This is a genomic window from Pseudomonas sp. KH_017 (assembly GCF_057840285.1).
Window position 1 is genome coordinate 4,708,476 of sequence record NZ_CM174509.1, and the last position, 12,927, is coordinate 4,721,402.

9 protein-coding genes are annotated in these 12,927 nt (G+C 59.7%); 5 read left to right on the plus strand and 4 right to left on the minus strand.

Translation table 11 applies throughout. The annotated features are described in order from the left end of the window. Positions 1 to 171: 171 nt before the first annotated feature. Entirely contained in the window at positions 172 to 2,826 is a 2,655-nt protein-coding gene (gene gyrA, locus AC3IT6_RS21340; protein ID WP_056727165.1) for a DNA gyrase subunit A, read from the minus strand. Between the two features lie 416 nt (positions 2,827 to 3,242). Beyond that, on the minus strand, positions 3,243 to 4,319 hold the full coding sequence (gene mtnA, locus AC3IT6_RS21345; protein ID WP_150753948.1) for an S-methyl-5-thioribose-1-phosphate isomerase: 1,077 nt from the start codon (positions 4,317 to 4,319) through the stop codon (positions 3,243 to 3,245). Between the two features lie 108 nt (positions 4,320 to 4,427). On the opposite strand from mtnA, the gene AC3IT6_RS21350 reads away from it, so the two are divergent. From AC3IT6_RS21350 to AC3IT6_RS21370, 5 genes are all read left to right on the plus strand, one after another. Next, complete coding sequence (locus tag AC3IT6_RS21350; protein WP_489352586.1) at positions 4,428 to 5,762, plus strand: TRZ/ATZ family hydrolase; 1,335 nt, start codon at positions 4,428 to 4,430, stop codon at positions 5,760 to 5,762. A 58-nt stretch (positions 5,763 to 5,820) separates the two neighbouring features. Continuing rightward, positions 5,821 to 6,519 carry a bifunctional 2-polyprenyl-6-hydroxyphenol methylase/3-demethylubiquinol 3-O-methyltransferase UbiG gene (ubiG, locus tag AC3IT6_RS21355; RefSeq protein ID WP_033055822.1) on the plus strand — a complete coding sequence of 233 codons (699 nt, stop codon included), beginning with the start codon at positions 5,821 to 5,823 and terminating at the stop codon, positions 6,517 to 6,519. Between the two features lie 4 nt (positions 6,520 to 6,523). Next, the gene (mupP, locus tag AC3IT6_RS21360; protein WP_057713765.1) at positions 6,524 to 7,195 is read left to right on the plus strand and encodes an N-acetylmuramic acid 6-phosphate phosphatase MupP; all 672 of its coding nucleotides are present in this window, start codon (positions 6,524 to 6,526) and stop codon (positions 7,193 to 7,195) included. 166 nt (positions 7,196 to 7,361) lie between these two features. Further along, on the plus strand, positions 7,362 to 8,102 hold the full coding sequence (locus AC3IT6_RS21365) for a YciK family oxidoreductase (RefSeq protein ID WP_007999919.1): 741 nt from the start codon (positions 7,362 to 7,364) through the stop codon (positions 8,100 to 8,102). A 367-nt stretch (positions 8,103 to 8,469) separates the two neighbouring features. Continuing rightward, positions 8,470 to 9,396 (plus strand): GGDEF domain-containing protein, encoded by a 927-nt coding sequence (locus AC3IT6_RS21370; protein ID WP_489352588.1) that lies wholly within the window; start codon positions 8,470 to 8,472, stop codon positions 9,394 to 9,396. Between the two features lie 136 nt (positions 9,397 to 9,532). Here AC3IT6_RS21370 and AC3IT6_RS21375 read toward each other — a convergent pair whose 3' ends face one another. Further along, positions 9,533 to 10,294 (minus strand): iron-containing redox enzyme family protein, encoded by a 762-nt coding sequence (locus AC3IT6_RS21375; protein ID WP_489352590.1) that lies wholly within the window; start codon positions 10,292 to 10,294, stop codon positions 9,533 to 9,535. 76 nt (positions 10,295 to 10,370) lie between these two features. Further along, on the minus strand, positions 10,371 to 12,830 hold the full coding sequence (locus AC3IT6_RS21380; protein ID WP_489352592.1) for an EAL domain-containing protein: 2,460 nt from the start codon (positions 12,828 to 12,830) through the stop codon (positions 10,371 to 10,373). Positions 12,831 to 12,927 lie beyond the last annotated feature (97 nt).

A 12,927-nucleotide genomic window follows, 5' to 3' on the forward strand; every position in this document is an offset into this window, starting at 1 on the left:
TGTGGGAGCGGGCTTGCTCGCGAAAGCGGTTGGACTGGCGACATCTTCATTGGATGTCAGTCCGTCTTCGCGAGCAAGCCCGCTCCCACACTGGATCTTCGTGGGTGTCGAAATTTTCTCATCGGACAAACAACAAGGGGGCGAATTTTCATCCGCCCCCTGCTTACCCGCTTATTCCTGTGGTTCTTCGTCAGCGGCGGCGTCGAGTTGCTGGTCTTCGGCAACGTCGTCGATCACGACCTCACCGACAAACCCCTCACCCTCTTCACCTTCCAGCTCTTCGCCCTCGACTTCCGACGGCTCCTGAACCCGCTCCAGCCCGACCAGTGTTTCGTCGTTGGCCAGTTTGATCAGGGTCACGCCCTGGGTGTTACGACCCAGGCTGGACACTTCGTCGACGCGGGTGCGCACCAGGGTACCCTGGTCGGAAATCAGCATGATTTCCTCGCCGTCGAGCACCTGGACCGCACCGACCAGACGGCCGTTACGCTCGTTGCTGACCATGGCGATAACGCCCTGGCCGCCACGCTTGTACTCAGGGAACTCGGTGATCGCCGTGCGCTTGCCGTAGCCACGCGCCGAAGCGGTGAGGATCTGGCTGCCTTCTTCCGGGATCAGCATGGAAATCAGCTTCTGGCCTTCCGGCAGGCGCATGCCGCGCACACCGCGGGCGGTACGGCCCATGGCTCGAACGTCGGATTCCTTGAAGCGGGTGACCTTGCCGCCATCGGAGAACAGCATCACTTCGCGCTCGCCATCGGTGATGGCCGCGGAAATCAGCACGTCGCCTTCGTCCAGCTCCAGCGCGATCAGGCCGACGCTGCGTTGACGGCTGAAGGATTCCAGCGGGGTCTTCTTCACGGTGCCGTTGGCGGTGGCCATGAAGATGTAGTGACCTTCGGTGTATTCCTCGACCGGCAGCATGGTGGTGATGTATTCACCGTCATCCAGCGGCAACAGGTTGACCAGCGGACGACCACGGGCAGCGCGGGACGCTTCAGGGATTTCGTAGGTTTTCAGCCAGTACACCTTGCCCTTGCTGGAGAACAGCAGCAGCGTGGTGTGGCTGTTGGCAACCAGCAGGTGAGCGATGTAGTCCTCATCCTTGACGCCGGTCGCCGACTTGCCTTTACCGCCACGACGCTGGGCCTGGTACGCAGCCAGCGGCTGGGTCTTGGCGTAGCCACCGTGGGAAATGGTCACGACGCGCTCTTCTTCCGGGATCATGTCACCCAGGGTCAGGTCGAGACGGGCATCGAGGATTTCGGTACGACGCACATCGCCGTATTCGGCGCGAATCACTTCCAGCTCTTCGCGGATCACTTCCATCAGGCGCGTGGCGCTGTTGAGGATGCGGATCAGCTCGCCGATCTGGTTGAGGATCTCTTGATACTCGGCCAGCAGTTTTTCGTGTTCCAGACCGGTCAGGCGGTGCAGACGCAGTTCCAGAATGGCTTGCGCCTGTTCTGGCGACAGGAAGTACTTGCCGTCGCGCAGACCGTATTGCGGATCGAGGTTTTCCGGACGGCACGAATCGGCGCCGGCACGTTCGACCATCGCCACCACGGCCGAGGATTCCCAAGGCGTGCTGATCAGCGCTTCCTTGGCTTCCGACGGCGTTGGCGACGCCTTGATCAGGGCGATGACCGGGTCGATGTTCGACAGGGCAACCGCTTGACCTTCAAGGATGTGACCACGTTCGCGCGCCTTGCGCAGTTCGAACACGGTACGACGGGTCACCACTTCGCGACGGTGACGCACGAAGGCTTCCAGCAGGTCCTTGAGGTTAAGGATCCGCGGACGGCCGTCGATCAGCGCGACGATGTTGATACCGAACACCGCTTGCAGCTGGGTCTGGGCGTAGAGGTTGTTGAGGATGACCTCAGGCACTTCGCCGCGACGCAGCTCGATCACGACGCGCATACCGTCCTTGTCGGACTCGTCGCGCAGTTCGGTGATACCTTCGAGCTTCTTCTCTTTGACCAGCTCGGCGATCTTCTCGATCAGACGTGCCTTGTTCAGCTGGTAAGGGAGTTCGGTGATGACGATCTGCTGACGACCACCGACCTTGTCGATGTCTTCGATCATCGAGCGGGCGCGCATGTAAATGCGTCCGCGACCGGTGCGGTAGGCTTCGATGATGCCGGCGCGACCGTTGATGATCGCGGCGGTCGGGAAGTCCGGACCGGGGATGTATTGCATCAGCTCGTCGACGGTCAGTTCAGGGTTGTCGATGAGCGCCAGGCAACCGTCGATGACTTCACCGAGGTTGTGCGGCGGAATGTTGGTCGCCATGCCCACGGCGATACCGCTGGAGCCGTTGACCAACAGGTTGGGAATACGGGTCGGCATGACCGCCGGGATCATTTCGGTGCCGTCGTAGTTCGGCACCCAGTCCACGGTTTCTTTATGCAGGTCAGCCAGCAGCTCGTGCGCCAGCTTGGTCATGCGCACTTCGGTGTATCGCATGGCCGCGGCGTTGTCGCCGTCCACCGAACCGAAGTTGCCCTGGCCGTCTACCAGCAGGTAGCGCAGGGAGAATGGCTGCGCCATCCGAACGATGGTGTCGTACACCGCGGTATCACCGTGCGGGTGATACTTACCGATCACGTCACCGACAACACGGGCAGATTTCTTGTACGGCTTGTTGAAGTCATTGCCCAGCTCGCTCATCGCGAACAGCACGCGCCGGTGCACGGGCTTCAAGCCATCGCGCGCATCCGGCAGTGCCCGCCCGACAATTACGCTCATCGCGTAGTCGAGGTAGGACTGCTTCAGCTCGTCTTCGATATTGACCGGGAGGATTTCTTTGGCCAGTTCGCCCATGAGAAGCCTGATTCCTTTTTCTGGTGAAACTTCGTCAGGACCAACGAAGCTCGCCGCTGCAGGCTCAGTGCCATGCATTGGCTTACAACAAATCAACGAGTTATGCCATGGATCTGCGCAGTACGGGTCGCCACTTTGGGCAACCCTGGAAACCGCCGGATGTTATCACAAGAGCCGCCACGCACCTATCCCCCAGATGCGCATGGAGAGTAGTTAGTTGACCGGTGACAGGCTTGAAGGGGACGAGAGAGGCTTAGAGCTGTGTTGAATGGAGAATTTGTGGCTGATTCTGGTTGATTTGTTGGCTTTGAGGGCCTCTTCGCGGGCAAGCCCGCTCCCACAGGTTTTGTGAACACCATAAAACACTGTGGGAGCGGGCTTGCCCGCGAAAGCGATTGAATAGACGCCAAAGATAATTAATGCAGACGCTTACGGCACATCAACTGCGCCATCTTCGCCGTATCCGGGCGTTCGACGATGCCTTTTTCGGTGACGATCGCATCGATCAGATCCGCCGGCGTCACGTCAAACACCGGGTTAAAGGCATGGACATCAGCGCCGACGCGCTTGCCACCGACCTCCAGCAACTCGCGACCATCACGCTCTTCAATCGGAATGTCATCGCCACTGGCCAGGTTCATGTCGATGGTCGAACTCGGCGCCACCACCATGAAGCGCACGCCGTGGTGCATGGCGTTGACGGCCAGTTGATAGGTGCCGATCTTGTTGGCCACATCGCCATTGGCGGTGATCCGGTCCGCGCCGACGATGACCCAGGTAGGGCCTTTGGTCTTCATGATATGCGCCGCGGCGGAATCGACATTGAGGGTCACGGGAATGCCTTCATTGGCCAGTTCCCACGCGGTCAGCCGCGAGCCCTGCAGCCATGGGCGGGTTTCGTCGACATAGACCTGCTCGACCATACCCTCGATGAATGCGCCACGAATCACCCCCAGCGCGGTGCCAAAGCCGCCCGTGGCCAGCGCGCCGGTATTGCAGTGGGTGAGGATCGCCTGGGCGTTGCCCTGATGCTTGCGGATCAGGTCCACCCCCAGTTGCGCCATGGTCAGGTTGGCTTCGCGATCACTTTCGTGAATGGCGATGGCCTCGGCCTCCAGTACCGCCAGCGGATCGGCATTGTCCTTCAGGCGATCAAGCCGGTCGTGCATGCGACCCAGCGCCCAGAACAGGTTGACCGCAGTAGGACGGGAATCGGCCAACAGCATGAAATCCTCTTCCAGTGCAGCGTACCAGTCGCCACCCTCGGCAATCCGGGCACGGGCCGCCAGTACGATGCCATAAGCGGCGCTAATGCCGATGGCCGGCGCGCCACGCACCACCATCGAGCGAATGGCTTCGGCCACGCCAGCGGCGCTGGTGTAGGCAATCCAGGTTTCCTCGAACGGCAAAATACGCTGATCCAGCAGATGGAGAGCGCCATCACGCCAATCGATGGCCTTTACCTTTTCCGCAGCCAACAGTCGATCGCGCATCCCTCACCCCGCACTCATGAACAAAAGCCGCCGATTATAGCGATCCCCCCGCGAAGACGCTCGGGTATACTTCGCCATCCCTTACAAAAGCACTGGAACCGACCCTCGATGCCGAACACTGCCGCTGCGCTCGACCTGTTATTGCTGCCGACCTGGCTGGTACCCGTCGAACCCGCTGGTGTTGTCCTCAAGGAACATGGCGTGGGCATCCGTGATGGACGCATCGTGTTTATCGGCCCACGTTCCGCCGCGCTGAAGCTTAACGCAACCGAAACCCGCGAATTGCCCGACATGCTGCTCAGCCCCGGCCTGATCAATGCCCACGGGCACGCGGCGATGACACTGTTTCGTGGCCTGGCCGATGACCTGCCATTGATGACCTGGCTGGAAAACCACATCTGGCCCGCCGAAGCCAAGTGGGTCGACGAGGACTTCGTGCGCGACGGCACGGATCTGGCCATTGCCGAGCAAATCAAAGGCGGCATCACCTGTTTCTCTGACATGTACTTCTTCCCGAAGGTTGCCAGTGAGCGCGTGCACAACAGCGGCATTCGCGCGCAGATCGCGATTCCGATCCTCGATTTCCCCATTCCGGGCGCCGCTACCGCGGACGAAGCCATTCGTCAGGGCGTTGAACTGTTTGGCGATCTCAAGCACCACGAACGCATCAAAGTCACCTTCGGCCCCCATGCACCCTACACCGTGGGCGACGAAAACCTGGAAAAAATCCGGGTGATTGCCGAAGAGCTGGACGCTTCGATTCACATGCACGTACATGAAACCGCCTTCGAAGTGCAGCAATCGGTCGAGCAGCGCGGTGAACGACCGCTGGCCCGCCTGGCGCGCCTGGGCTTGCTGGGGCCGCGCTTCCAGGCGGTTCACATGACCCAGATCAGCGAAGAAGACCTGGCGTTGCTGGTAGAAAGCAACAGCAATGTGATTCATTGCCCGGAGTCGAACCTGAAGCTGGCCAGCGGGTTCTGCCCGGTCGAGCGTTTGTGGCAGGCCGGGGTCAATGTTGCGGTCGGCACCGACGGCGCAGCTAGCAACAATGACCTGGACCTGCTTGGCGAAACCCGCACTGCAGCCCTGCTGGCCAAGGCTGTCGCCGGCTCGGCCACCGCGCTGGATGCCCATCGTGCCTTGCGCATGGCCACCCTCAATGGCGCCCGGGCATTGGGTATCGAGGCCGAAACCGGCTCGTTGGAAATCGGCAAAGCGGCGGACATGGTGGCTTTCGACCTCTCCGGCCTGGCCCAGCAGCCGGTCTACGACCCGGTTTCGCAGCTTATATACGCCACCGGCCGGGACTGTGTGAAACACCTTTGGGTTGCCGGCAAGCAACTGCTCGACGACCGTCGCCTGACACGCCTGGATGAACAACAGCTTGGCACTGTCGCGAAGGCCTGGGGCCAGCGCATCAGCGGCCGCACCGAATCGTAAGCACCCTGGAGCACAATCCGGGGCAACAGGATTTTTCAAGTTTTAGAGGACTTAAACCATGAGCAACGTCGACTACGCCGAAATCGCCAAATTCGAGGCCCTGGCCCATCGCTGGTGGGACCGCGAAAGCGAATTCAAACCGCTCCACGACATCAACCCGCTGCGGGTCAACTGGATTGACGAGCGGGTCAACCTGGCCGGCAAGAAGGTCCTCGACGTCGGTTGCGGCGGCGGCATCCTCAGCGAAGCCATGGCTCAGCGCGGCGCGACCGTGATGGGCATCGACATGGGCGAAGCGCCGTTGGCGGTTGCCCAGCTGCATCAGCTGGAGTCGGGCGTGAGCGTCGAATACCGGCAGATCACCGCCGAAGCCCTGGCCGAGGAAATGCCCGAGCAGTTTGACGTGGTCACCTGCCTGGAGATGCTTGAGCACGTGCCGGACCCGTCGTCGGTCATCCGTGCCTGCTTCCGCATGGTCAAGCCCGGCGGCCAGGTGTTCTTCTCGACCATCAACCGCAATCCGAAGGCGTACCTGTTCGCCATCGTCGGCGCCGAATACATCATGAAGCTGCTGCCGCGCGGCACCCACGATTTCAAGAAATTCATCCGCCCTTCCGAACTCGGCGCCTGGAGCCGCATGGCCGGCCTGACCGTCAAGGACATCATCGGCCTGACCTACAACCCGCTGACCAAGCACTACAAACTGGCCTCCGACGTGGACGTCAATTACATGATCCAGACCCTGCGCGAGGAATAAGCCGATGCCAATCAGAGCAGTTCTTTTCGACATGGACGGCACCCTGCTCGACACCGCGCCGGACTTCATTGCGATCTGTCAGGCAATGCGTGCCGACCGCGGCTTGCCACCGATGAACGACAAGCACATCCGCGACGAGATTTCCGGCGGCGCCAAGGCGATGGTCGCGGTGACCTTCTCAATGGACCCGGAATCGCCGGGGTTCGAGGAACTGCGCCTGGAGTTCCTGGAGCGCTACCTCGTCGGTTGTGCAGTCCACAGCAAACTGTTCGACGGCATGGGCGAACTGCTGGCGGACATCGAGAAGGCCAACCTGATCTGGGGCGTGGTCACCAACAAGCCGCTGCGCTTCGCCGAGCCGATCATGCAACAGCTGGGGCTGGCTGAACGCTCGGCGCTGCTGATCTGCCCGGATCACGTGAAGAACAGCAAACCGGACCCGGAACCGCTGATCCTTGCCTGCAAGATGCTCGACCTGGACCCGGCCAGCGTGCTGTTCGTCGGCGATGACCTGCGCGACATCGAGTCGGGCCGTGATGCCGGCACCAAGACTGCTGCGGTGACCTTTGGCTATATCCACCCGGATGATAATCCGCGGCATTGGGGTGCGGATGTGGTGGTCGATCATCCGCTGGAGTTGCGCAAGGTGCTCGATAGCGCGCTTTGCAGCTGCTAAGTCGAATCGCTTTTTTGTAGGAGCGAGCTTGCTCGCGAAAAACCTGAGAACGCCGCTGGGTGTCAGGCTTTACGCGTAATCGTTGACGACCATCGTCGGAACGCCGCCCGGAGCTAGCTCGCTCCTACAAGGGCAGCGCCTGTCTTCTGATTTGTCGAGGTTTTTTATGTTTGATTATTCCGCCCGCCCCGAACTGCTCAAGGATCGGGTCATTCTGGTCACCGGCGCAGGACGCGGCATCGGCGCCGCTGCGGCAAAAACCTACGCGGCCCACGGCGCAACCGTGCTGCTGCTGGGCAAGACCGAAGCCAACCTGACCCAGGTCTACGACGAAATCGAAGCCGCCGGCCATCCACAACCGGCGGTGATCCCGTTCAACCTCGAAACCGCCCTGCCCCATCAATACGATGAGCTGGCGGCGATGATCGAAAGCGAATTCGGGCATCTCGACGGCCTGCTGCACAATGCCTCGATCATCGGCCCGCGCACGCCGATCGAGCAGCTTTCCGGCGAAAACTTCATGCGGGTCATGCAAGTCAACGTCAATGCCATGTTCATGCTCACCAGCACACTGCTGCCGCTGCTCAAGCTGTCGCAGGATGCCTCGGTGGTGTTCACGTCCAGCAGCGTCGGCCGCAAGGGACGTGCGTACTGGGGCGCTTACGGCGTCTCCAAATTCGCCACTGAAGGCCTGATGCAAACCCTGGCTGACGAAGTCGATACCGTGGCCCCGGTACGCTCCAACAGCATCAACCCGGGCGCTACCCGCACTAGCATGCGCGCCCAGGCTTACCCGGGCGAAAACCCACTGAACAACCCGACGCCCGAGGAGATCATGCCGGTCTACCTCTACCTGATGGGCCCGGACAGCACCGGTATCAATGGCCAGGCGTTCAACGCCCAGTAACGACCGCACGTCGCTTTTTGGTGCCGCGCCAGCTTCCTGTCGCGGCGCTCGAACTCGAGCCAGGCACCTGTCAAACAAACGTCGCACGCAGCGCTACACAGCTAACAGATAAGTCACAACTAATTGATTTAATACAGATTTTATTCGGATGAACCGAATGGCACGACTTTCGCTCTAAGTTTGCTCAGACACGCAACGTGAAAGCAGACGGGGGTGAAGCTTGAGTGCTGAGATTACTCATCTTCTACAAAGCGGATTAAACTTGTACGAAATGTCCTACGGGACTGACGGACCAGTACGACGCGCAGCCCTAAGCCGCTCTCACCCTGCTTGTAAGACAGCCTTACTGCTTAGGGGCGCACGCCTTATGAAACCACCTTCCCAGACCAACGCAATTGACTTCGATAGCGCCAAATTGCAGCGCCTGGGCTTTGGTCAGCAGCCGCCTCTTCTGGAAAGGCCTGTCAGTCTTGCGCAATTGCGCCAGCAACTGAGCCTGCAGTTGCAAACCAGTCTGGAGCCGCAACGCATTCTTGGGACTTTCTATCGCGAAATTCAGCGATTGGTGCCGTTGGACGCCTTGTGCTACCTGCACAAGAGCAGTGACCTGCGCCTGGAGTTCGGCCAGCGCGGCCACCATTCCATCAGTTACAGCCTCAGCCACGAAGGCGAACACCTGGGTGAGCTGATTTTCCGTCGCAATCAGCGTTTCAGCGAACAGGAACAGGGCAATCTCGAATCACTGCTGGCCGCGCTGCTTTTCCCGATGCGCAACGCGCTGCTTTACCGTACCGCCACCCAAAGCGCACTGCGCGACCCGCTGACAGGCGCGGGTAACCGCATCGCCATGGACCAGACGCTGCAAAGGGAAATCGAACTGTCCCGGCGCCATCTGCAACCGTTGTCGGTGCTGATGCTGGACATCGATCATTTCAAGCAAGTCAATGATACCCATGGCCACAGCACAGGCGATGACGTACTCAAGGCGGTCGCCGCCACGATCAAAAACCAGCTGCGCAACGTGGACATGGTGTTTCGCTATGGCGGTGAAGAGTTCCTGATCCTGCTGTCCAATACCAGCCGCGAGGCCGCGGCCATGGTCGGTGAGCGGCTGCGGTTTGCAGCGCAGTCTGAAGAGTACCTGGCCGATGGTCATACGATCGTGCTGACGGTCAGCCTCGGCTGTTCGACCCTGTTGCCCGGCGAGTCTGCCGAAAGCCTGTTGCGACGGGCAGACAGCGCGTTGTATGTGGCCAAGCGCGAAGGTCGTAACCGGCTGGAGATGGCAGGCTGATTTTTCAGCCACGATACAAATCAATGTGGGAGCGGGCTTGCTCGCGAATGGGATCTGACCTTCAACGATGATGTTGACTGACAGTCCGTATTCGCGAGCAAGCCCGCTCCCACAGTTGTTTCAAGCAGACGTTGAATCAGCCTTCGGCCAGTGCCATCCGCTCACGCACGACCGGTGCCCGCTCTGCGTGCTCCAATTGCATGCAACGTTCGAGAAACAGGTGCATGTAGTCGTAACTCTTGCAAACGGCCTGACGCAACTCCACCTGCAGGGATTTGCTCGGGTTGGTGCCCGCCAATGTGCAGATGATCTCCAGGGCTTCCCATGGATGGGCATCGTCGTACTGGGCATGCATCTTCAGCCACTTCATCGCCCGCTTGCGATCTTCCTCGGGAAACGAGGCGGAGTAGATACCGTTGGAACACACTACCGCCGACCATTCCCCGGTCGCCCCTTCGATGGCGTAGTTGGTGGCGGCAATCGCAACGATCAGCGAGTCGGATGAACTGGTGTGCCAGCACCAATGGCTCAAAGCGTGAAGCTCCGGTGCAACCTGCTGTGCCTGCAGGTCTTCCAGGCTGACACCGTGCGCGCGACTCCAGTGCACCCAGTAATCGGCGTGGTTCAATTCGACGCGGATGTTGCGCATCAGCCAGCGACGGGCCATGTCTTCGCCGGGATGACGGGCAAAGCGTGTCTTGGTCAGGTTTTGTGCCATATACAACGCGAACTGTTCGACCACCGGCCAGCCACCGATCAGGTACTGGCGCATGGTCTTCGCACTGAGTTTGTTGTCTCGCATGCGTTGGTACAGTTCGTGTTCGACAACCCGGCGCTTGCTCTCGCTGCAATCCTGGATCAGGCGCTGGGCCCAGGCAGGGTAACTTGCAGCTTCCATGAGCGGTCCGGTTCGGATGAATGTGTCGATCACTGTCGAGCTCCTTTTGATTGTGATTGTGAGACCGGCAGGAATTTCAACGGAACGTGCCAGGCGCCTTGAATAACAGCGGCTGAGGTCTGGCAGGACGACTTAACAAGCTATCGCCGGTAAACAACTGCGGGCGTTCAATCACATACCCTTGAGCGTAATCCACCCCGATCTCCAGCAATGCCTGCTCGATCTGGGGCGTTTCGACAAACTCGGCAATCGTGCGCTTACCCATCACATGGCCGATGTGATTGATCACTTCGACCATGGCGCGGTTAATCGGGTCGTCCAGCATATCCTTTACGAAACTCCCGTCGATCTTCAGGAAGTCTACAGGCAAATGTTTCAGGTATGCGAATGAGGACATTCCGGCACAAAAATCATCCAGTGAAAAATGGCAGCCTAAGCCTTTGAGTTCATTAATGAATCGAATGGCGCTGCCAAGATTTGAAATGGCGCTGGTTTCAGTAATTTCAAAACAAATCATTTCAGGCGGAACCGAATACGTCACAAACTGTTCACGCAAAAAGTCCAGGAACGCCTCATCCCCGATCGTCGTGCCTGACAGATTGATCGCACACATGGCCAGTGGCCCGGGGCCTTGCTCGGCCCGGCATTGCGCAATGATCTTGAACACGTTCTGCACCACCCAACGATCCAGCGAGCTCATCAGGCCATAACGCTCGGCAGCCGGAATGAAGCTGTCAGGCAAGATCATCCGCCCGGCTTCATCATGCAATCGCAGCAGAATTTCAATGTGCCCGCCGCCCTGATCGACATGACCCAAGGGGGCAATTTCCTGGGCATACAGGCAGAAGCGGTCTTCCTCCAGCGCCATGTGCAAACGCTGCACCCAGGCCATTTCGCCGAAGCGCAGGGACAATTCCGAGTCATCCGGATGATAGACCTGGACCCGGTTCCGGCCCTTTTCCTTGGCCATGTAGCACGCCATGTCGGCAGCACGCAGCGAGGTTTCGAGCGTCGTCGGATTCTGTGCGACATGGACCAGCCCGATACTGACAGTGGTCACGAAAGGCCGGCCCTTCCAGACAAAATGCAGATTCTGCACAGTCTTTCGCAGGCTTTCGGCAATTTTCTCCGCCGCTTCCGGTGCGCAGTTTTCCAGCAGGATGCCGAACTCGTCGCCGCCAAGGCGCGCCAGGGTATCGCCTTCGCGCAGCCCGGATTGCAACAAGGCACAGATATGCCGCAACAGTTCGTCGCCCGCCGCGTGGCCGCAGGTATCGTTGACCAGTTTGAACTGATCCAGATCGAGGAACATCAGGGCATGGCGACCCGCGTAGCGGGTCAGGTTATGCAGCGCCTGTTCCAGGCGATATTCGAACTCTCGGCGGTTGGCAAGCCCGGTCAAGGCGTCGTGGGTCGCCTGCCACGACAGATTGGCGATGTATTGCCGCTCCTGGGTCATGTCATGCAGCACCAGCACCGTCCCGCTGACTTTGCCGGCATTGCGGATCGGCGCGCCCACCAGCGTGACCGACACCGTGCTGCCATCCAGGCGTTGAATCAGCTTGGAGTGTTCACTGCCGCCACTGAGCTGGCCGCTCAGAATATGTTCGATCAGAGTGAAACCGTCGGACTGGGCATTTTCGTCCAACAGGTTGAACAGCGCCGCCAGCGGCAACCCCGTCGCCTGCTCGGCCTTCCAGTGGGTCAACGCTTCGGCCGCCGGATTCATGTAGGCAATCGCACCGGAAACATCCGTGGTGATCACGCCGTCGCCAATTGATTGCAGGGTGATCTGCGCCCGTTCTTTCTCCAGTTGCAATGCATCGGCGAAGGCATGGCGCTGCTTGAGCAGTTTATGGGTGCGCATCAAGGCCAATGCAATCAAGCCCAGGGCGGTGGCGAGGTTGGTCACCAGCAACAGTCGCAGGATCATCCGCGAGCCTTCGCCCAAGGCATCGCTGAAGGCCTTCGCCGCCGGTGTCACACTTTCGTTGATGACGAATATCTGATCCTTCCAGCGCTTGATATCGGCATCGGTGGCCTGCCTGGTGGTGATGCGTTGATGCATCTCCCGCGCAATGGCATCGAGTTGCACCAGATACGCGTCGCCCACTCTCCAAAGGTCGATGGCTTTCTCGTGGTAACTGAAGTGCCGGAAATTCAGGTACAGCCAGATCACACTGGTGATGTCATCCGGATGGTTGCCGCCCTTGAGGATCGCCACACGTGCCGCCTCGATGTTCGGCGGCCGATGATCGAGCGCCACACGTAATTCATGCCCGCCCTGAGGCACGGAAATGGCGTTCTGGTATTTATGAAAAATCGCTTCGTCGCCGCTGTCGGCGTAGAGGTTGAGGTAATAGATGGCGTCTTTCTGGCCCTTGGACCATAGGCTTTCGCCGGCAACATAGCCGCGAACCGCCGACAGCACGTAAAGGCTAACGCCGCCCAACAAGGCTTGAAACACCACAACGGCGATAAATGGCCAGACGATGCCCAACAACCGTGGCGTTCCGAGAGTCCGGGTTTGATTCATGTGGTCCCTTGCATTAGCACTGCCTGCTCGTCTTCCGGACGAAATCGCTGTAGCTAGACTAGGTTGCGATTCCAATCCCGGCAAGCGACACGCTATG